Raw genomic sequence first — 20,072 nt, 5'->3', positions numbered from 1 at the left:
CGCCGGTCAAGTGTCATCGCAGTGCCGAAACGAAAAGGGCCGCGCCCCGCGGCACGGCCCGTTCCCTGTCGCCTCGCGCAAGCGAAGCCGTCTCACATCTCGTCGAGCGCTTCGACGGCCTTCTGGAGCTTGTCCTTGGAGACTTCCTTCTCCGTCACCTTGGCGGCGGCGAAGACGAGGTCCACGACCTTGTCCTCGAAGATCGGGGCGCGCAGCTGCTGCTGCATCTGGGGATTCTTCTGGACGAACTCGAAGAAGGCGCGCTCCTGGCCCGGGTACTGCCGCGCCTGCGCCAGAACCGCCTGCGTCATCTCGGCGTCGGTCACCTCGACCTTCTCCTTGCGGCCGACCTCGGCCAGGAGAAGCCCCAGCCGCACCCGGCGCTCGGCAAGCTTGTTGTGCTCGTCCGTCGGTTCGATCGAGCCGTGGTTGTGGCCATGCTCCTCGGGGTGCTCGTCGTGCCAGAGCTGGTGGGCGATCTGGTGCGCCTCGGCCTCCACGAGGCTCGGCGGCAGGTCGAACTTGACGAGCTTGTCGAGCTCGTCGAGAAGCGCCCGCTTCATCACCTGACGCGCCGCGCCCGCATATTCCGCTTCCAGCCGCTCCGAAATCTGGCCCTTAAGCGCCTCGAGGCTTTCCGCCCCGAACCGCTTGGCAAGCTCGTCGTCGATCTCGGCCGGCTTCGCGCCCTTCACGGCCTTCACCGTGCAATCGAAGACGGCTTCCTTGCCGGCGAGGTGCTTGGCGCCGTATTCGGCCGGGAAGCTCACCTTCACCGCCACCTCGTCGCCGGCCTTGGCGCCGACAAGCTGGTCCTCGAAGCCGGGGATGAAAGACCCCGAGCCGAGTTCCAGCGGATAGTCCTCGCCCGCGCCGCCGTCGAAGGCCTCCCCGTCGATCTTGCCGACGAAGTCGATCACGACCTGGTCGCCTTCCTTGGCCTTGGTGCCCTTCTTCTTGTCCTCGAAGCTCTTGGCCGACTTGGCGAGGTTCTCGAGAGCCTCGGCCACAGCCTTTTCGTCAGCCTTCACCACGAGCTTCTCAAGCTTGATCTTGGCGAGATCCACGTCCGGGATTTCCGGCAGCGCCTCGTAGGACATCTCGACGATGACGTCGTCGCCCTGCTTCCAGGTCTCGCCGCCCTTCATCTCGACCTTCGGCTGCAGCGCCGGGCGGTCGCCGGTCGCGTCGAAATGCGACTTCATCGCGCCGTCGATGGCATCCTGCATCGCGTCGCCCATAAGCCGCTCGCCGAACTGCTTTCTCAGCATCGCCATCGGCACCCTGCCCTTGCGGAAGCCCTTCATCTCGATCTCGGGCTGCGCCTCCACGAGCTTCTCGGTGACTTTCGCGTCAAGATCGGCGGCCGGCACGGTAATCGTGTAGCTGCGCTTCAGACCGTCCTTCAGGGTCTCGGTGACCTGCATTCCTTCGTCCTTTTCCTCGTGGTGCGGGTGAAGGGACTTGAACCCCCACGCCTCTCGGCGCCAGAACCTAAATCTGGTGCGTCTGCCAGTTCCGCCACACCCGCAATGCCGGGGAGCGGCCCCGTGCTGGGACCGCTCCCGAAATCCGCGCCCTTCTAGCAAGGTTCGCCCGCGCATGCGAGGGGAAAAAGCGCCCCAGAAATTGCTCGCCGTGAACGCATTCTTGACATATTCTGAAAGAAAAAATCGAGGCAGCACATATAGGGGGACCCCATGTCGCAGAAGACGACGGGGCTTGTGCACGGCGCGGAAGACGCCGGCATGCGCCAGGTGGCATCAGGCAATTCGACGACAGGCATCGCGGCCGGGACGGTCGTGTTGACGCTGGACGGGGCGTTGCCCGTCGATTTCATCGAACCCGGCGACCGGATCATCACCCGCGAGGGGATGCGCGTCGTGCGCGAGGTGCGCGTCACGCGCTACTCCGGCCCCGCGATCCGCATCGCCGCGGCCGCGCTCGGCCGGGACCGGCCGGAACAGGACCTGATCCTGCCCGCCGAAACCCCGGTCCTCGTCCGCGACTGGCGGGCCGAGGCGCTCTTCGGCGCAAGGTCTGCCGTTGTGCCGGTGGAGCGGCTCGCGGATGGCGAGTTCATCGCCCCGGTGGCGGCGCTCTCGCTGCGGCTCTACGACCTCAGGTTCGACAGCCCCCAGGTGGTCTACGCCGAAGGGCTGGAGATCGCCTGCCCCGCGCTCGGCGCGGCGGACGCGACGCGGCTCGCAGCGGAATGACATCCGGCCGGTCGCCGGCCCGGTGGCGGCGGAAGCCTCCGGCGGGAGTATTTGCGCCACAATGAAAGCGCCGGCGCTCAGAGCCCGAGGTCGCGAAAGACGGCGGGAAGCTGTTCGGGCAGATCCTCCGCGATCAGTCCGGGGCCGAACTTCCGCGCGCATTCGACATGGAGCCAGGCGGCGGTTTCGGCCGCCTGCACCGGCGCGAACCCGCGCGCCAGGAGCCCCGCGATGAAGCCTGCGAGCACGTCGCCGGAGCCCGCCGTGGCGAGCCAGGGGGCCGCGCGGTCGTAGTGCGCGGAGTTGATGCTGCACCGCCCCGAAGGGTCGGCGATCACCGTGTCGGGCCCCTTGTAGAGAACGGTGCAGCCAGCGCGGGCGGCGGCCGCGCGGGTGGCGTCGACCTTGGAATAGGCGGGGCCCTTGGTGGCAGGTTCCGCCAGCTTCGCGGCGATGTCGGGGAAGAGCCGGGCGAATTCCCCGGCATGGGGGGTGAGGACGCAGCCTTCGTGCAGGGCGGCGAAGAGGTGCGGTTCGCGGGCGAGGATCGTCAGCGCGTCGGCGTCGAGGACGAGAGGGCGGCGTGCCCCCCTCCCTTCTTCCCTCCCCACGAGGGGGAGGGAAAGCGCCTGATCCTCGGGCGCCCCGCCCGATGCCGCGCGGCCCCCCTCCCCCTCGTGGGGAGGGGATGGGGGTGGGGGGACTTGGGCCGAAGCCCCGAGCGCCGCCGCCACCAGCGCCACCTCCCTCTCGCCGGTCCCGAGACCCGGCCCGAGGCAAAGCGCATTGATCCGCCCGTCCTCCAGCACCCGCCCGAACGCATCGGCATCCGCCACCGGCCTCAGCATCACCGCATCGAGCCTAGCTGCGTGCTCCGCCAGCGCCTCGGGCGGACAGCCGACGGTGACGAGCCCTGCCCCGATCCGGAGCGCCCCCCGCGCCGCGAGGCGGGCGGCCCCGCCTTTGCCGGGCGGCCCGGAGAGGATCAGGGCGTGGCCGTGGGTGTACTTGTGGGGGGTCTCGTGTTGAATATTGTCTTTGTCCAGACGCAGACGACGCCATCCAAGGTGGGACATTTCCAGACCACCTACGACCGCAGCGCCCTGAGGCGTCCAGCCAACGGGTCTTAGACCCAACCCCTTTACGACCACTTTCCTACAAAAGAGCGGAGAATGCGCCATGAAATGCCCGAACTTGGGCGAATGAAATGAAACCGTAAGATCACAACGAAGTGGCTTGAATGACGGCCCCCGAGTCAGCCGCCATTCAGGCGGCGCATTCTTGGTGAAGACATGCGCACGCTCAAGCGGAGGAGGCTCGAACAATAGTCGACCACTATCCCCGTCGATGCCAGTTGGCAGGTCAACTGCAACAACCTTTCCCGGCTGTTCATAGACCAACTCATTGAAGGACACCTCTATGCTTCGAAGCCACTCTGCAAGCTCAATCGAAATAGGGCGGCTAAGGCCTGTTCCAAACAATGCATCAATCCAGACGTTCGGGTGATCTTCGTCGTGTAGCATCCAAATGAACGAACGCTTGGTCTTATCGTCAATCTGGCGAACCTCCCCTATCCCCCTCCACCGCTCGTAATTCGCCCGCGCATCCGGCGGCAGCTTCTCGGGGTCGCCGTAGAGGAAGACCTCGACCTCCCAGCCCCACTCCTTCAACAGCCGCGCCACGACGAACCCGTCGCCGCCGTTGTTGCCCGGCCCGCAGAGGACCACTGCCCGGTGCGAGGTCGCGCGCAGCTCCGGCCATTCCTCGAAGATCGCCTCGACCACGCCGCGCCCGGCGCGTTCCATCAGTTCAAGGCCCGTCACCTCGCCGGAGGCGATCGCGGCCGCCTCGATGGCGCGCATCTGGGCGGCTGTCAGAAGCTCGGTCATGGCTTTCCCCGCAAAGTTCTCAAACTGCCCGCCTCGCAACCAATCTGCACAAAATTCAGGCACGACCACAGGATTCCCCGGCCCGCCCAGCGCCCCGGAACCCTAGCCAATTGTCCCTGCCCCGCGAAAGTGGTGACAGGGGCGCGACTTGAGAAAAAGGCAGGGAGAGTCGGCCCCATGAAGAAGATCGAAGCCATCATCAAGCCCTTCAAGCTCGACGAGGTGAAGGAAGCCCTTCAGGAGGTCGGGGTTCAGGGGCTTTCGGTGATCGAGGTCAAGGGCTTCGGCCGCCAGAAGGGCCATACCGAACTTTACCGCGGGGCCGAGTATGTCGTCGACTTCCTGCCCAAGGTGAAGATCGAGGTCGTGCTCTCGGACGACATGGTCGAGGCCGCGATCGAGGCCATCGTCTCGGCCGCCCGCACCGACAAGATCGGCGACGGCAAGATCTTCGTCTCCCCCGTCGAACAGGTCATCCGCATCCGCACCGGCGAGACCGGCGAGGACGCGATCTGAATCCCGGGCAACCGCCCGCCCCACGCTCCAGGAGAAGGACAGCACGAGATGAGCGTAAAGAACGCCCTTAAGCTCATGAAGGACGAGGAGGTCGAATATGTCGACGTCCGTTTCACCGATCCGCGCGGGCGGCTCCAGCATGTGACGCTGATTGCCGATCTCGTCGACGAGGACTTCTTCGAGGAAGGCTTCATGTTCGACGGCTCCTCCATCGCCGGATGGAAGTCGATCGACCAGTCCGACATGAAGCTGATCCCGGACGCGAACTCGGTCTACATCGACCCATTCTACGCGGAAAAGACGATGTGCATCCACTGCAACGTCGTCGAGCCGGACACCGGCGAGCCCTACAGCCGCGACCCGCGCGGCACCGCGGTGAAGGCCGAGGCCTACCTCAAGGCCTCCGGCATCGGCGACACGGCCTATTTCGGGCCGGAAGCAGAGTTCTTCATCTTCGACGACGTGCGCTATTCGGTGGCGCCCAACAAGGTCTCCTACCAGATCGACGCGGAGCACGCCGCCTGGAACACGGATGCCGAATTCGAGACCGGCAACCTCGGCCACCGGCCGACCTACAAGGGCGGCTACTTCCCGGTGAACCCCGCCGACGAAGGCCAGGACATCCGCTCGGAAATGCTCTCGACGATGAAGCGGATGGGGCTGAAGGTCGACAAGCACCACCACGAGGTCGCGACCTGCCAGCACGAGCTCGGGCTGATCTTCGGCGGGCTGACCGAACAGGCCGACAACATCCTGAAGTACAAGTACGTCATCCACAACGTCGCGGCGGCCTACGGAAAGACCGTGACCTTCATGCCGAAGCCGATGAAGGGCGACAACGGCTCGGGCATGCACGTCAACATGTCGATCTGGAAGGACGGCAAGCCGCTCTTCGCGGGCGACAAATACGCCGACCTCAGCCAGGAGGCGCTCTGGTTCATCGGCGGCATCCTGAAGCACGCCAAGGCGCTCAACGCCTTCACCAACCCCGGCACGAACTCCTACAAGCGGCTCATTCCGGGCTTCGAGGCGCCGGTGCTGCGCGCCTATTCCGCCCGCAACCGGTCGGGCTGCGTGCGCATTCCGTGGACCGAAAGCCCGAAGGCCAAGCGTGTCGAGGCGCGCTTCCCCGATCCCTCGGCCAACCCCTATCTCTGCTTCGCCGCCCTCCTGATGGCCGGCCTCGACGGGATCAGGAACAAGATCGACCCGGGCCCCGCGTCGGACAAGGACCTCTACGACCTGCCGCCCGAGGAACTGGCCGAAATCCCGACCGTCTGCGGCTCCCTGCGCGAGGCGCTGGAGGAACTGGAGAAGGACCACGACTTCCTCCTCGCCGGGGATGTCTTCACCCGCGACCAGATCGACGGCTACGTCGCGCTGAAGTGGGAAGAGGTCTACGCCTACGAACACACGCCGCATCCGATCGAATACCAGATGTACTACAGCTGCTGATCGGTAGCGGAAGGATCGGAAAGGGCGCCTCCGGGCGCCCTTTCTCTTTGCGCACCGCGGGGCCGGTCCGCCCGGTGTCGCGCCCCCCTTGCGGCCGACCACGAAAGTGCGCCGTATGCGGCCGAATTTCGCCCAGATTCGCGGTCAAACTGGCGGAAGGGAATGAAGGGGGCTGGCATGGATGCTACTCTCATCGGATCGACAGGGGCAGCGAAGCCGCCGGCGGCGCTCGTCCTTCATGGCGCGATCGCTCCCTGCAAGGGCGTGCGTCGCCTGGACTGGATCGAGGCCACGATGCGAGCCTGCGAGGTCCCGAGTGTCGTCGACATCGCCAAGCGCCCCGATGCGGGGCAACGCCTCACCCGGCTCCTCGGGCTCTGACCCTGCGGCTTGGACCGGTCGGTGGCTGGCCGGCTGGCGCACGGCGGGGGGCCCGGTCCCCGGCGCAAGGTAAAGCAAATCCCGCAGGATCGCGTCCATGGGCATCCGCCAGCAGGGCCATTGCGGCCGTCATCGGCGGAAACGGACGCGCTCCGCGTCGCATTCGGGACGGACCGGCCGGCGCCTGGCATCGGATGCTCGCCGCGCGAGGGAGGAGGCCCGGCATGACCGAACGTTACAGCGACCGCCGCAAGATCGACCCGACGAAGGGCGCGACGCTGCCCGACGGCACACCCAACGACAACGACCGGGTGGAGATCGGGCCGACCCAACTTTCCTTCCGCGAATGGGAGGCGGCAGGGCTCGCCCTGCCGAACCTTGCCGCGATGCGCGAATTCCGCTGGCGGAGGCTCACCGACGCCATCGTCGCGCGCGCCTGGGGCGGGCTTCTTCTCTTCGATCCCCTGAACATCCGCTACGCGACCGACACCACGAACATGCAACTCTGGAACGCCCACAACCCGTTCCGCGCCTGTCTGCTCTGTGCCGACGGGCACATGGTGATCTGGGAATACAAGAACGCGCCCTTCCTCGTCTCATTCAACCCGCTGGTGAAGGAACTCCGCTCCGGCGCCTCGTTCTTCTATGCCGTCTCCGGCGACCGGGGCGCGGCCGACGCCACCTCCTTTGCCGGACAGGTGGAGGAGGTGATGCAGGCCCATGCAGGCGCGAACCGCCGCCTCGGCGTGGACAAGATCCAGATCCACGGTCTGCGTGCGCTCGAACGCGCGGGGTTCGAGGTGATGGAGGGCGAGGAGCTGACCGAGCGCACCCGCGCAATCAAGGGGCCGGACGAGATCCGCGCCATGCGTTGCGCCCATCACGCCTGCGAGGCGGCGATTGGCGAGATGGAGGCGTTCACCAGAGAAAACGTACCGAAAGGTCGTGTCAGCGAGGATGATATCTGGTCGGAATTGCACAAAGGGAACATCCGCCGCGGCGGCGAATGGATCGAGACGCGGCTTCTCGCCTCCGGCCCTCGCACGAATCCGTGGTTCCAGGAATGTGGGCCAAGGATCGTCCGGCCGAACGAGATCGTCGCCTTCGATACCGACCTCATCGGCGCCTACGGCATCTGCATCGACATCTCGCGCACCTGGTGGGTGGGCGATGCCAAGCCCACCAACGCCATGATCTCGGCGATGCACCACGCGCTCGACCACATCCACGACCATCAGGCGCGGCTGAAACCCGGGGTGCCGATCCGCGACCTGGTGTTCGGCGGTCACCGGCTGGAAGACCAGTACTGGGCGCAGAAATATTCCTGCAAGATGCACGGCGTCGGGCTTTGCGACGAATGGCCCTATGTCCCCTATCCCGACGCCTGGGCCGAGGGTGCCTTCGACCACGTGATCGAGGAAGGCATGGTGATCTGCACCGAGGCGCTTGTCAGCCCCGAGGGCGGCGAGTTTTCCATCAAGCTCGAGGATCAGGTTCTGGTGACCGCAACCGGCTGCGAGAACCTGACGACCTACCCCTTCGATCCGGCGCTGCTCGGACGGTAGTCAGTCCAGGGTGCGCGAATAGACGCTCACCATCGTGTAGTCCTTCCGCGGCCCCCGAACCGTCCATTCCGCGTGCCACTCCGGCCAGCCCGCGAAGTCGTAGCACACCCGGTAGTCGTCGGGATCGCACCAGTGCCGGGCCTCGGGCAGGTCGGGGTCGAAGGTGTGGAACGGCCGCCCGTCGCCGTGCTCGACGACGATCCACGCCCCCTCCTCGCGCCAGAGGTAGTCCCTGACCGCCAGCACCTCGGGTCCCGTGCCAATCCTGAGTCGACCCTCCTCGCGGTAGGCGAGTCCCTCCGCCACCGGGCGAAACTCGGCCTCGCCGGTGAAGAGCCCGCTCATGCCGCCCAGACGGTCCTCGATCCGCCGCTCGATCCGCCAGCGCCCGGAGAAATCCTGAAGCCTCATCGCCATCCCCGATTGCATCCGTCGCCCCAGCCCCGGCATAGTGCCGCGACCGGCCCGCCGCTGCCAGAGCCATGCCAGACCCGACCGTCCACCTTCTCACCTGCATCCGCAACGAGGGGCCGTTCCTCCTCGAATTCGTGGCCCATCACCTCACGCTCGGCTTCGACCGCATCTTCATTGCCGCGAACGACTGCGACGACGGATCGGTCAGGCTTCTGGCGGCCCTCCAGTCGGCCGCCCACATCGACTTCCTGCGTCACAGCGTTGCCTCCGGCAAGGTGCCGCAGGCGGAAGGCTACGCACGCCTCCGCGACCGCTTCGACGTCGACGCGGCCGACTGGCTGATGATGCTCGACGTGGACGAATTCGTGAACGTCCACATGGGCGACAATTCGGTGAAGGCCCTCCTCGCCGCCGCGCCCGCAGACGTCGACGTCATCGCGCTCAACGCCATGACCTTCGGGCCGGGCGGCGTGGCGCAATGGCACCCCGGCCCGGTCACGCACCAGTTCCTTCACCGCCTGCCCGAGGGCCACAAGGCCAACGGCGCGCTGAAGACCTTGAGCCGCAATCCCGGCCACTACGGCGCGATCCACAACCATTCGCTGACCCGCTACCATGGCCCGAAGGCGCGGCTTACCGTCATGCGCGGCGACGGCAGCCTGCGCGGGATCGACGCGGGGGGACCGCTCTGGCGCGAGTTGCGCCATGTGCCCCGCGCCGAGATCCGCCACGCGCTGGCCCAGTACAACCACTACGCCACCAAGACGCCCGACGCCTACCGCCTGCGCCAGCTTCGCGGCCGCGGCGCTGGCCCGATGGGGGAACCGAACCTCCGCCACGACGCCAGCTATTTCGCCGACCGGGCGTCCGGGCTGATCCGCGACACCACGATCCTGCGCTATGCAGACCGCCTGGCCGCGACGATGGCGGCGATGCTTGCCGATTCCGACATACGCCACTGGCACCACCATGCCGAGCGCGTCTTCGCGCGCCGCCTCGCCGCTCTCCCGCCCGCCGGCTGAAACTGCCCGCCTTGCCAGCGCCCCCGGCGCGGTCTAAGGGACGCCCGCGCCCCCCCCCCGTGCCGAAGGAAGCCGCCGATGATCCCCCGCTATTCCCGCCCCGAAATGGTCGCCATCTGGTCGCCCGAGACGAAGTTCCGCATCTGGTACGAGATCGAGGCCCATGCCTGCGACGCGCAGGCGGCGCTTGGCGTGATCCCGAAGGCGAACGCGCAAGCGGTCTGGCGCGCAAAAGACGTTGAGTTCGACGTGGCCCGCATCGACGAGATCGAGGCGGTGACCAGGCATGACGTCATCGCCTTCCTCACCCATCTCGCGGAACACATCGGCGCCGAGGACGCGCGCTTCGTCCATCAGGGGATGACCTCGTCGGACGTGCTCGACACCACGCTGAACGTGCAACTCGTCCGCGCCGCCGACATCCTGCTGGCCGACATGGACCGGGTGCTGTCCGCGCTGAAGAAACGCGCCTACGAACACAAGGACACGATCAGGATCGGCCGCAGCCACGGCATCCATGCCGAACCTACCACGATGGGCCTCACTTTCGCGCGGTTCTACGCCGAGATGGACCGAAACAAGAACCGGCTGGAGAAGGCGAAATGGGAGGTGGCGACAGGTGCCATCTCCGGCGCGGTCGGCACCTTCGCCAACATCGACCCGGCGGTCGAGGAACATGTCTGCAAGATGATGGGTCTGCGCCCCGAGCCGATTTCCACCCAGGTCATCCCCCGCGACCGCCACGCGATGTTCTTCGCCACCCTCGGCGTGATCGCCAGTTCGATCGAGAACATCGCCATCGAGATCCGCCACATGCAGCGGACCGAGGTTCTGGAGGCGGAGGAGTTCTTCTCCCCCGGCCAGAAGGGGTCGTCCGCCATGCCGCACAAGAGGAACCCGGTCCTGACCGAGAACCTGACCGGCCTCGCCCGCCTTGTCCGCATGGCGGTGGTGCCGGCGCTGGAGAACGTGGCCTTGTGGCACGAGCGCGACATCAGCCATTCGAGCGTTGAGCGCGCCATCGGCCCGGATGCGACGATCACGCTCGACTTCGCGCTGGACCGGCTGGCGGGGGTGATCGAGAAGCTGGTGATCTACCCCGAGAACATGGCGAAGAACATGAACAAGTTCAAAGGCCTGATCATGTCTCAGCGGGTTCTTCTGGCGCTGACCCAGGCGGGCGTCAGCCGCGAGGACGCCTATCGGCTGGTGCAACGGAACGCGATGAAGGTATGGGAGAAGGGCGCGGATTTCAGGACCGAGCTGCTGGCCGATCCCGAGGTTACCGCCGCCCTTTCGCCCGCCGAGATCGAGGAGAAATTCGACCTCGGCTATCACACGAAGCACGTCGACACGATCTTTGCCCGGGTCTTCGGCGGTTGAGCCCACACGATTGCGTGAGAGCGAGCGTTTCCGCTACGGAAACGCTTGCCCGCATGGCGGCACGGCTGGCACCCTCATCGAAGACAGAAGGAGGATGCCATGCCGATCAGGACGCTTGCCGCCGCCCTCGCCCTTCTTGCCGGCCTTTCGCCTGCCTTCGCGCAGGGCGGCTGCAGCCACGAGCGCCAGGCCCAGATCAGCTGCGCCCAGGGCCAGAGCTGGGATGACGCCGCCCAGAAATGCGTGACCGTCGGCAGCTGAACCGCGGCGCGTAACCCCGGCTTAACCGCCTTGCGGGAAACTGCGACCCGAACCGCAGGTCCCGGAGGTCGGCATGTCGGCACTCACCACACGGCTTTCGCCGGGCGCGGCAGCGGCAGCCACCGCTGTGGCAAACGACCGGCCGGTTCCGGGCCAGATCGGCGGCAGGCAGAAGGCGGCGATCATCGTCCGGCTTCTGCTCGCTGTCGGCGATCAGGTGCCATTGCGCGACCTCCCCGACCATCTTCAGGCGGCGCTGACCGAACAGATCGGCCGGATGCGCGTTGTCGACCGCGCGACGCTCGATGCGGTGGTGGAGGAATTCCTCGCGCTTCTCGACTCCATCGGGCTCAGTTTTCCCGGCGGGATTGACGGCGCGCTGCAGATGCTCGACGGCCAGATCTCGGCGACGGCGGCGGGCCGGCTGAAGCGGCTGTCCGGGGCCTCGTCCAAAGCCGATCCGTGGGACCGCATCGCCGCGCTGGAAAGCGAGAAGCTGCTTCCCGTCCTCGCCGAGGAAAGCGCCGAGGTGGGCGCCGTCATGCTCTCCAAGATCGCCGTGTCGCGCGCGGCCGAACTTCTCGGCAAGCTCCCGGGCGAACGGGCGCGCCACATCGCCTACGCGATGGGCCAGACCGGCGAGATCGACCCCGAAACCGTGCGCCGCATCGGCCTGTCTCTGGCCGTTCAACTCGAATCGCGCCCGCTCCGCGCCTTCGAGGCCGAGCCGCACGAAAGGATCGGCGCCATCCTCAACGTCTCGCCCGCGACGACGCGCGACGAGGTGCTCTCAGGGTTGGCGGAGGCGGATCAGGGCCTTGCAGAGCGGGTCAGGAAGTCGATCTTCACCTTTGCCGACATCGCCGAGCGGATCGAGGGGCGCGATATCTCCAGGGTCATCCGCGGTGTGGAGCAGGCAGCGCTGGTGAACGCCCTCGCCGGTGCGCGGACCGGGGCCGATGCGGCTTCGGCCGAGTTCATCCTCGCCAACATGTCGCAACGCATGGCCGCCACCTTGCGGGACGAGATGGCCGAGCGCGGCAAGGTGCGCGAGAAGGACGCGGAGGCCGCGATGACTTCGATCGTCTCGGCGGTCCGGACACTGGTCGATGCCGGTGAACTGGTGCTGCGCATGACCGCGGACGCCGAAGAGGACTAGGCCGCCCGGGAAAGCCACGGCCCCGCCGGGCGCCCCCGGGGAGCGTTCCGGCGGCGCGCGCCTCCTCGCGCCATGGGCGGATGGCGGACGGTCCGCGGCCGAGGCCGACGGGTTTTCGGCGGCTTGAGATCGGCGCGCCGCACCTCTATGTCTGGCCCCTGACGCGCGGCCCCGAGCGAGCGGCCGTGCCGCAGAGCACGGGACACGATGGCCGACACCCCGCCGAAACCGACACTGCCGGACCGGCTGACCGATGCGGCCTTCCGCGCGATACTCGCGATCGCGCGGGCGCTGCCCTATGAACGACGGGTCCCGCTGGCGGGCTGGATCATCTCGCGGCTGGTCGCGCCCCTCGCCGGCTGGCGCCGGCGCATCCGCGAGAACCTCGCCCTCGTCTGTCCCGACCTGCCCCCGCATGAGGTCGAGCGGCTTGTCCGCGCCGTGCCCGACAACGTCGGCCGGACGATGATCGAGCTCTACTCGGGTGACGACTTCCTCGCCCGCGTCCGCGACCTGCCGATCACCGGTCCCGGCGCAGCGGCCCTTTCCGCCGCCCACGGCGCCGGAAGGCCGGTGATCCTCGCCACGGGGCATTTCGGCAACTACGACGTCGCGCGCGCGGCGCTCATTGCCCGCGGCTACCGGGTCGGCGCGCTCTACCGGCCGATGAAGAACCCGCTCTTCAACGCGCATTACCTCGATGCCATATCGACGATCGGCACCCCGCTCTTCCCGCGCGGCAAGCCCGGCATGGCGGCAATGGTCCGGTTCCTGAAATCTGGCGGCATGCTCGGGCTCCTGATGGACCAGCACATGCGCCACGGCGCTGCCACCACCTTCTTCGGCCATACCGCCTTCACCGCCACCTCGGCGGCCGACCTCGCGCTGCGCTACGAGGCCGATATCGTCCCCGTCTACGGCGTCCGGCGCGACGACGGGATCAACTTCGACATCGTGACCGAGGCGCCAATCCCGCGATCGGACCCGGAGACCATGACCCAGGCGATCAACGACAGCCTAGAACGGATCGCACGCCGCCACCTGGACCAGTGGTTCTGGATTCACCGCCGCTGGAAGTGACGCGCGCCGTCAGCGCATCATGTACCAGGCGAAGAGCCGCTCGAACCGTCCGCCCGTCCGGCCGAGCGGGATGAGACTGCGCAGCGGCTCGCGGAAGACGCCGCGCGCATGGGTCATCGCCTCGAACCCCTCGCGGCCGTGATAGGCACCGATGCCGCTCGCGCCCACGCCGCCGAAGGGGAGGCTGTCCACGGCATAGTGGGTCATCACCCCGTTGACGGTGACGTTGCCGCTTGTCGTGCGCGAGAGCACCTCCGCCCCGCCGGCCCTGCCGCCGTAGAAGTAGAGGGCGAGCGGCCGCGGGCCGGCTGCGACCTGCCCGACCGCCTGCGCCAGATCCCCGTAGGTCTGGATGGGCAGGACCGGCCCGAAAATCTCCTCCCGCATCAGTCGGCTGTCGGGCGATGCGCCGGAGACCACGGCTGGCGCGATCGCCCGGCCCTCCCCAGGCGCGCCGCCGATCCAGCGGACCTCGGCCCCCGCCGCTTCGGCCTCGGCGACCAGCGTCCGAAGCCGGTCCGCCCTTGCGGCGTCGATGATGCCCGTCATCCCGCCACGCGCGGTGAAGGCGCGCCCCAACTCCTCCACAAGCCGATCCCGGAAGGCCGGCGCATCGGCCCTGTGGACCAGGACATAATCCGGCGCGATGCAGGTCTGGCCGGCATTGGCGATCTTGCCCCAGGCGATGTCGCGCGACGCCTTGGCGAAGTCCGCGTCGCGGCCGAGGATCACGGGCGACTTGCCGCCAAGCTCCAGCGTCACCGGGACGAGGTTCCGCGCCGCGGCCTGCATGACCTTGCGCCCCACCCCGGTCGATCCGGTGAAGACGAGGTGGTCGAACGGCAACCCGGCGAAGGCCGCCCCTGTCTCCGGCCCGCCGAGCACGACGCCCACCTCGTCGGCGGGAAAGATCTCCGCCAGCAAGGTGGCCATTGCCTCGGCCGAGGCCGGGGCGAGTTCGGAGGGCTTGAGCATCGCCCGGTTGCCGGCGGCGAGCGCCGTCGCCAGCGGGATCAGCGAAAGGCCGAAGGGATAGTTCCAGGGCGCCATGATGCCGACCACGCCCTTCGGCTGGCGGATCACCCGCGCGCGGCCGGGCCAGAGCGTCACGGGCACGGCGCGGCGGTCAGGCCGCATCCAGCGGCCGAGGTTGCGCGCGAGATGCCGCGTGGCCTGGACGACGGGACCGAGGTCGAGGATCAGAGTCTCCTCCGCCCGACGTTGGCCGAAGTCCTCCGCCGCGGCGCGCACGAGATCGCGGCTCCGCGCCTGCACCGCCCGGCGAAGCATGCGAAGCCGTGCCTGCCGCGCCACGAGGTCGGGCGGGGGCCCGGCCAGAAAGGCGGCGCGCATCGCATCGACCGTCGCCCGCAGCCCCGCCTCATCGTTGCCGACGGCCCGGCCCATCGCTTCCGTCATCGCCCGCGTCCTCCGCCTGCCCCGACCGGCCGAGGAAGCCACCGCAGCGCGCGCCCGTCAACGCAGGCGGCGGGAACGATGGGCATGACGCTGCGGCACGCCCCGGCTAGCGCAGCACCGCCGCGGCGAGCACCGGGCCCGGCCCCGGCTCCTGCAGGATCACGACCACGGGATCGCCGCCCGGCGCATCCATGGTGAGCGAGAGGTCGGCCCGCCCGTCCCACTCGGCGACACGCCGCCACTCGGTCACGATGTTGCTGTAGTCGATGACCTTGCCGGCGTTCTCGCCCTGGCGGATTTCCACCCGTTCATGGCTCCGGTAGCGCACAAGCTGAACGACCGCGCCCCTCGGCAGGGGCGCCGCCCCGGCGGTGACGCGGACGCCCTCGCCCACACGGTCGAGGCGCAACGCGACGGGGGCGGCCTGCGCCGCGTGGCGCGCCACCAGCTTCGCAAGTTCGGCCGCGCGGACGCCGACGATGTGATCCATCCCGTCGACGATCATCTGCGGCGTGTAGATCGTTCGCGCGCCGGCCACCGCCGCATAGGCGCGCTGGCGCTTGGTGAAGGCCGGGTTGCCGAAGGTGTCTTTCCAGCCGATGTAGTCCCAGTAGTCGACATGCAGCGCCAGCGCGATCACATCGGAGCGCCCGGCCATCTCGCTGAGGAGATTGTCCGCCGGCGGACAGGAGGAACAGCCCTGCGAGGTGTAGAGTTCCACGACCACCGGACTTTCGGTGGCAGGTTGGGCAAGGCCCGCTCCCGCGAGCGTCAGCCAGAGGCCGACCGCGGTCGTAATCGTCCGGCGCATGAGTGTCTCGATCCCCTTTTGGCCCTTGATAGTCGAGAGCACGGTCCGACGCCAATCAAGCCTTTGCGACAGCGTGCGGGGGGGCACCGCGCCCCTTGCGGATAATTGTGCACAATGGTATACAAACTTCGCGAAATCGCTTGAACGCCTTCTGACGTTGCGGCATTAGGCGTGCGACCCACTACCGAGCCAGCCTCAGCCCGAAGGGAGATTCCCATGCCCATCGTCACCGGACAGGACACCGCGAAGACGCGCAAGACGCTCAGCGTCGCCGGCCAGACAGTAGCCTACTACTCGATCCCCGCGGCCGAGGCGGCCGGTCTCGGCCAGTTCTCCCGGCTGCCGGCGGCGCTGAAGGTCGTGCTGGAGAACATGCTGCGCTTCGAGGACGGCGGCCGCACGGTGTCCGTGGACGACCTCAAGGCGTTTTCCGACTGGGGAAAGGCGGGCGGCAAGAACCCGCGCGAGATCGCCTATCGCCCTGCGCGGGTGCTCATGCAGGACTTCACCGGGGTTCCGGCCGTGGTGGACCTCGCCGCGATGCGCGACGGGATCAAGGCGCTCGGCGGCGATCCGCAGAAGATCAACCCGCTCAATCCCGTGGACCTCGTCATCGACCATTCGGTGATGATCGACGAATTCGGCAACCCCCGCGCCTTCCAGCGCAACGTCGATCTGGAATACGAGCGCAACATGGAGCGTTACGTGTTCCTGAAATGGGGCCAGAACGCCTTCCAGAACTTCCGCGTGGTGCCGCCGGGGACGGGCATCTGCCACCAGGTCAACCTCGAATACCTCGCCCAGACAGTCTGGACAGACACCGACCAGAACGGACTGACGGTCGCCTACCCGGACACGCTCGTCGGCACCGATTCGCACACGACCATGGTCAACGGCCTTGCCGTCCTCGGCTGGGGCGTCGGCGGGATCGAGGCCGAGGCGGCGATGCTCGGCCAGCCGGTCTCGATGCTCATCCCCGAGGTTGTCGGCTTCAAGCTGACGGGCAGGATGATGGAGGGCACCACCGCGACCGACCTCGTCCTGAAGGTCGTGCAGATGCTTCGCAAGCACGGTGTGGTGAACAAGTTCGTCGAGTTCTACGGGCCCGGCCTCGACCACCTGCCGCTCGCCGACCGCGCGACGATCGCCAACATGGCCCCGGAATACGGCGCCACCTGCGGCTTCTTCCCGATCGACAACGAAACCCTGCGCTACCTGCGACAGACCGGGCGGGACGAGGCGCGCATCGCGCTCGTCGAGGCCTATGCCAAGGAGAACGGCTTCTGGCGCGGGGCCGACTACGATCCGATCTATTCCTCGACCCTGCACCTCGACATGGCCGAAATCGTGCCGGCCATCTCCGGCCCGAAGCGCCCGCAGGACTACACGCCCCTCAACATGTCCGCGAAGAGCTTCTACAAGGTGGTGAGCGAATTCCGCGGCGTCGATACGACCGAAGCGGCCAAGGACATGGCGTCGGAGGGCGACACGATGACCGCGCCCAACGATGTCCGCAAGACCGCCGCCGTCGATGGCGAAAGCTACAAGCTGCGCGATGGTTCGGTCGTGATCGCCTCGATCACCTCCTGCACAAACACCTCGAACCCCTACGTGCTGATCGGCGCGGGGCTTCTCGCCCGCAAGGCGCGCGCGCTCGGCCTCACCCGCAAACCCTGGGTCAAGACTTCGCTCGCCCCGGGATCGCAGGTCGTGTCGGAGTATCTCAACGCCGCCGGGCTGCAGGAGGATCTTGACGCGCTCGGCTTCAACCTCGTCGGCTACGGCTGCACCACCTGCATCGGCAACTCCGGCCCCCTGCAGCCGGAAATCTCGAAGGCGATCAACGACAACGACCTCGTCGCGGTCTCGGTCCTCTCGGGCAACCGCAACTTCGAGGGCCGCATCTCGCCCGACGTGCGGGCGAACTACCTCGCCTCGCCGCCCCTGGTCGTTGCCTATGCCATCGCGGGCGACATGAACATCGACCTGACGAGCGAACCGCTCGGCACCTCGAAGGACGGCCAGCCGGTCTATCTCAAGGACATCTGGCCCTCGAACAACGAGATCGCCGAGCTTGTCCACGAGGTCGTGACCCGCGATGCGTTCCAGAAGAAGTACGCCGACGTCTTCAAGGGCGATGCGAAGTGGCAGGGCGTGAAGGTGACGGAGTCGGAGACCTACGACTGGCCGCCGACCTCGACCTACATCCAGAACCCGCCCTACTTCCGGGGCATGGGCAAGGAAAAGGGCGCGATCCGCGACATCGAGGGCGCGCGCATCCTCGCGCTCCTCGGCGACATGATCACGACCGACCACATCTCGCCGGCCGGCTCGTTCAAGCCGACCACGCCCGCGGGCAAGTACCTGACCGAACGCCAGGTCGCGCCGAAGGACTTCAACAGCTACGGCTCGCGCCGGGGCAACCACGAAGTCATGATGCGCGGCACCTTCGCCAACATCCGCATCAGGAACGAGATGCTGGACGGCGTCGAAGGCGGCTACACGCTCGGCCCCGACGGACAGCAGACCTCGATCTACGACGCCTCGATGGCCTATCAGGCGGCCGGCGTGCCGCTGATCGTGGTGGGCGGCATCGAATACGGCGCGGGCTCCAGCCGCGACTGGGCGGCGAAGGGCACGAACCTTCTCGGTGTCAAGGCGGTGATCGCCGAGAGCTTCGAGCGCATCCACCGCTCCAACCTCGTCGGCATGGGCGTGATCCCCTTCGAGTTCACCGGCGGTGACACCCGCAAGTCGCTCGGGCTGAAAGGCGACGAGGTGATCTCGATCGCCGGGCTCGAAGGCGACCTGAAACCCCTGAGCGTGGTGCCCTGCACGATCCGCCATGCGGACGGGACCGTGAAGACAATCCAGATCAAGTGCCGGATCGATACCGAGATCGAGGTCGAATACGTCGAACACGGCGGCGTCCTGCACTATGTGCTGAGGAACCTCGCCAAGGCGTGACGCGCCTCCCGGATGCGACAATCGCCCCGCCCGGACCCTCCCCGGCGGGGCGTTCTTTCCGGGGAAGCCCACGATTCGGCTCGCTGCGGGCCCTCGATTGATCGGGTGTTGGCAATGATCCCCCGGCTTTGCCGTCCTTGTCGCGGCTCCCGCCATTGGGGCGGAACCAAGGTCTTCAAAAACCTCCTTATTTCATGGGGGATTTGTGAAAACGGCGATATCCGCGCTTCGTCGCGGCTGACGCTCGGGGTATCAACGGCGCATGAGGACGGTACGGACGAAACTGCACTTCATGCCGAGCATGCCGCTTCTTGAGGCGGCGGCTCTTCTTATCCTGATCGTCGCTTCGCAGATGCGTTGACGACCCGGGCCGTCGCGGGCTTAAGCAGCTACTCCGCGGCGGCCCTTTCCATCGCAGGCCGTATTTCGTTTTCCATCACGCGCTCGGTGATCGGGCCGGGAAAGCGCAGGACGACATTGCCGTCGCCGTCGATCACGAAGGTCTCGGGCACGCCGTATAGCCCCCAGTCGATCCCCATGCGGCCGATTTCGTCGGCGCCGATGGCGGCATAGGGATTGCCAAGCTCCGCGAGAAAGCCGAGCGCCGCCTCGGGCTTGTCCTTGAAGTTCACGCCAAGGATCGTCACGCCCTCGGAGCTGACCTTCTCAAGGTTCGGATGCTCGACCCGGCAGGGTGCGCACCAGCTCGCCCAGAAGTTCACGAGCTTCACCTTGCCGTCCCTCAGGTCGACGTCGGCGAAGGTCGGCAGGTCGCCGAGCCGCGCCATCGTCACGGCCGGCGCCGGCTTGCCGACGAAGGTCGAGGGCAACGCGTTCGGATCCTCACGGTTCATGCCCCAGATGAACATCGCGGCGAGCCCCGCGAAGATCACCGGTGGCAGCGCCATCAGCGGCGAAACCCTAGCCATTGCGCCCCATCCGTTTTTCCTGCGCCTCGAGCCGCCGGCGCATCTCGGCCCCGCGCCTGAGCGTGACCCAGACGAGCGCGAGCAGCAGCGCGATCGTCACCCCGTAGGCGCCGAGGACGGTGCCGGCATATTTGCCGAGTTCGACCATCACGCCATCCTTTCCCGCGCCTCGAGCGCGCGGAGCCGGCGTGCCCGGATCTCCGTCCGGGTGCGCAGCAGGACGAGCGCGACGAAGAGCAGCACGAATCCCGCCATGGTCACCCAGAGCGGCCAGGCGAAGACATCCGCCACGTGTTCCTCCTTGTCGAGCGAGAGCGAGGCGCCCTGGTGCAGGCCCTGGTTCCAGAAGAGGACCGCGTAGCGGCTGAGCAGCGCGAAGACCGAGCCGACGAGACAGAGGACCGAGGTGAGGTCGGCGGCGGTGTCAGGGTCCTCCACCGCTTCCCAGAGCGCGATATAGCCGAGGTAGAAGAGAAAGAGGATGAGGAACGAGGTGAGCCGCGGGTCCCAGGCCCACCAGGTCCCCCACATCGGCTGGCCCCAGATCGCCCCGGTGAAGAGCGCGATGAGCGTCATCGTCATGCCGATCGGCGCGGCGGCCT

The 20,072-nt window shown here is 67.4% G+C and carries 19 protein-coding genes and 1 tRNA gene; 11 read left to right on the top strand and 9 right to left on the bottom strand.

Going from position 1 to position 20,072, the window contains the following annotated elements:
• Positions 1-92: 92 nt before the first annotated feature.
• Both tig and ACMUOO_RS03270 read right to left on the bottom strand, forming a co-directional pair.
• Positions 93-1,427 carry a trigger factor gene (gene tig, locus ACMUOO_RS03275; protein WP_301918718.1) on the bottom strand — a complete coding sequence of 445 codons (1,335 nt, stop codon included), beginning with the start codon at positions 1,425-1,427 and terminating at the stop codon, positions 93-95.
• Positions 1,428-1,446: 19 nt separating this feature from the next.
• Positions 1,447-1,531, bottom strand: a tRNA-Leu gene (locus tag ACMUOO_RS03270).
• A 169-nt stretch (positions 1,532-1,700) separates the two neighbouring features.
• Between ACMUOO_RS03270 and ACMUOO_RS03265 the strand changes: the two genes are divergently transcribed.
• Positions 1,701-2,219: a Hint domain-containing protein gene (locus ACMUOO_RS03265; protein ID WP_301918717.1), complete on the top strand. Its 519-nt coding sequence runs from the start codon at positions 1,701-1,703 to the stop codon at positions 2,217-2,219.
• 77 nt (positions 2,220-2,296) lie between these two features.
• On the opposite strand, the gene ACMUOO_RS03260 is transcribed toward ACMUOO_RS03265, so the two are convergent.
• Positions 2,297-4,108 (bottom strand): NAD(P)H-hydrate epimerase, encoded by a 1,812-nt coding sequence (locus ACMUOO_RS03260; protein WP_301918716.1) that lies wholly within the window; start codon positions 4,106-4,108, stop codon positions 2,297-2,299.
• 177 nt (positions 4,109-4,285) lie between these two features.
• Here ACMUOO_RS03260 and ACMUOO_RS03255 point away from each other — a divergent pair, with 177 nt between their 5' ends.
• From ACMUOO_RS03255 to dddP, 4 genes are all read left to right on the top strand, one after another.
• Positions 4,286-4,624, top strand: a complete 339-nt coding sequence (locus ACMUOO_RS03255) for a P-II family nitrogen regulator (protein ID WP_291338147.1) — start codon at positions 4,286-4,288, stop codon at positions 4,622-4,624.
• A 48-nt stretch (positions 4,625-4,672) separates the two neighbouring features.
• On the top strand, positions 4,673-6,079 hold the full coding sequence (gene glnA, locus ACMUOO_RS03250) for a type I glutamate--ammonia ligase (RefSeq protein ID WP_301918715.1): 1,407 nt from the start codon (positions 4,673-4,675) through the stop codon (positions 6,077-6,079).
• A 177-nt stretch (positions 6,080-6,256) separates the two neighbouring features.
• A complete protein-coding gene (locus tag ACMUOO_RS03245; RefSeq protein WP_301918714.1) occupies positions 6,257-6,460 on the top strand; it encodes a hypothetical protein in 204 nt (67 codons plus the stop codon).
• 224 nt (positions 6,461-6,684) lie between these two features.
• Positions 6,685-8,025 carry a dimethylsulfonioproprionate lyase DddP gene (gene dddP, locus ACMUOO_RS03240; protein ID WP_301918713.1) on the top strand — a complete coding sequence of 447 codons (1,341 nt, stop codon included), beginning with the start codon at positions 6,685-6,687 and terminating at the stop codon, positions 8,023-8,025.
• On the opposite strand, the gene ACMUOO_RS03235 is transcribed toward dddP, so the two are convergent.
• The gene (locus ACMUOO_RS03235) at positions 8,026-8,436 is read right to left on the bottom strand and encodes a DUF6314 family protein (RefSeq protein WP_301918712.1); all 411 of its coding nucleotides are present in this window, start codon (positions 8,434-8,436) and stop codon (positions 8,026-8,028) included. It abuts the gene before it with no gap.
• Positions 8,437-8,507: 71 nt separating this feature from the next.
• Between ACMUOO_RS03235 and ACMUOO_RS03230 the strand changes: the two genes are divergently transcribed.
• From ACMUOO_RS03230 to ACMUOO_RS03210, 5 genes are all read left to right on the top strand, one after another.
• A complete protein-coding gene (locus tag ACMUOO_RS03230) occupies positions 8,508-9,461 on the top strand; it encodes a glycosyltransferase family 2 protein (RefSeq protein ID WP_301918711.1) in 954 nt (317 codons plus the stop codon).
• 78 nt (positions 9,462-9,539) lie between these two features.
• Positions 9,540-10,844, top strand: a complete 1,305-nt coding sequence (purB, locus tag ACMUOO_RS03225; protein WP_301918710.1) for an adenylosuccinate lyase — start codon at positions 9,540-9,542, stop codon at positions 10,842-10,844.
• A 99-nt stretch (positions 10,845-10,943) separates the two neighbouring features.
• Positions 10,944-11,105 (top strand): hypothetical protein, encoded by a 162-nt coding sequence (locus ACMUOO_RS03220; protein ID WP_301918709.1) that lies wholly within the window; start codon positions 10,944-10,946, stop codon positions 11,103-11,105.
• A 73-nt stretch (positions 11,106-11,178) separates the two neighbouring features.
• Positions 11,179-12,264: a flagellar motor switch protein FliG gene (locus tag ACMUOO_RS03215; RefSeq protein WP_301918708.1), complete on the top strand. Its 1,086-nt coding sequence runs from the start codon at positions 11,179-11,181 to the stop codon at positions 12,262-12,264.
• A 207-nt stretch (positions 12,265-12,471) separates the two neighbouring features.
• Positions 12,472-13,344, top strand: a complete 873-nt coding sequence (locus tag ACMUOO_RS03210) for a lysophospholipid acyltransferase family protein (protein ID WP_301918707.1) — start codon at positions 12,472-12,474, stop codon at positions 13,342-13,344.
• Between the two features lie 9 nt (positions 13,345-13,353).
• On the opposite strand, the gene ACMUOO_RS03205 is transcribed toward ACMUOO_RS03210, so the two are convergent.
• Both ACMUOO_RS03205 and ACMUOO_RS03200 read right to left on the bottom strand, forming a co-directional pair.
• Positions 13,354-14,763: an aldehyde dehydrogenase family protein gene (locus tag ACMUOO_RS03205; protein ID WP_301918706.1), complete on the bottom strand. Its 1,410-nt coding sequence runs from the start codon at positions 14,761-14,763 to the stop codon at positions 13,354-13,356.
• 106 nt (positions 14,764-14,869) lie between these two features.
• On the bottom strand, positions 14,870-15,574 hold the full coding sequence (locus tag ACMUOO_RS03200; RefSeq protein WP_301918705.1) for a DUF1223 domain-containing protein: 705 nt from the start codon (positions 15,572-15,574) through the stop codon (positions 14,870-14,872).
• A gap of 216 nt (positions 15,575-15,790) precedes the next feature.
• On the opposite strand from ACMUOO_RS03200, the gene acnA reads away from it, so the two are divergent.
• Entirely contained in the window at positions 15,791-18,541 is a 2,751-nt protein-coding gene (acnA, locus tag ACMUOO_RS03195) for an aconitate hydratase AcnA (protein WP_301918704.1), read from the top strand.
• A gap of 389 nt (positions 18,542-18,930) precedes the next feature.
• Here the strand turns inward: acnA and ACMUOO_RS03190 are convergent, their stop codons facing one another.
• From ACMUOO_RS03190 to ccsA, 3 genes are all read right to left on the bottom strand, one after another.
• Positions 18,931-19,470 (bottom strand): DsbE family thiol:disulfide interchange protein, encoded by a 540-nt coding sequence (locus ACMUOO_RS03190; RefSeq protein WP_301918703.1) that lies wholly within the window; start codon positions 19,468-19,470, stop codon positions 18,931-18,933.
• Entirely contained in the window at positions 19,463-19,618 is a 156-nt protein-coding gene (gene ccmD / locus ACMUOO_RS03185; RefSeq protein WP_301918702.1) for a heme exporter protein CcmD, read from the bottom strand. Before ccmD ends, ACMUOO_RS03190 begins: the two co-directional genes overlap by 8 nt.
• Positions 19,618-20,072 (bottom strand): cytochrome c biogenesis protein CcsA (gene ccsA, locus ACMUOO_RS03180; protein WP_413854863.1); only part of this gene is annotated, 455 nt, incomplete at its 5' end. The genes ccmD and ccsA, both read right to left, overlap by 1 nt.

Source organism: Albidovulum sp., from assembly GCF_041919395.1.
In the GTDB taxonomy this organism is placed as follows: domain Bacteria; phylum Pseudomonadota; class Alphaproteobacteria; order Rhodobacterales; family Rhodobacteraceae; genus Albidovulum.
This window is presented reverse-complemented; position numbering and strand designations above follow the sequence as displayed.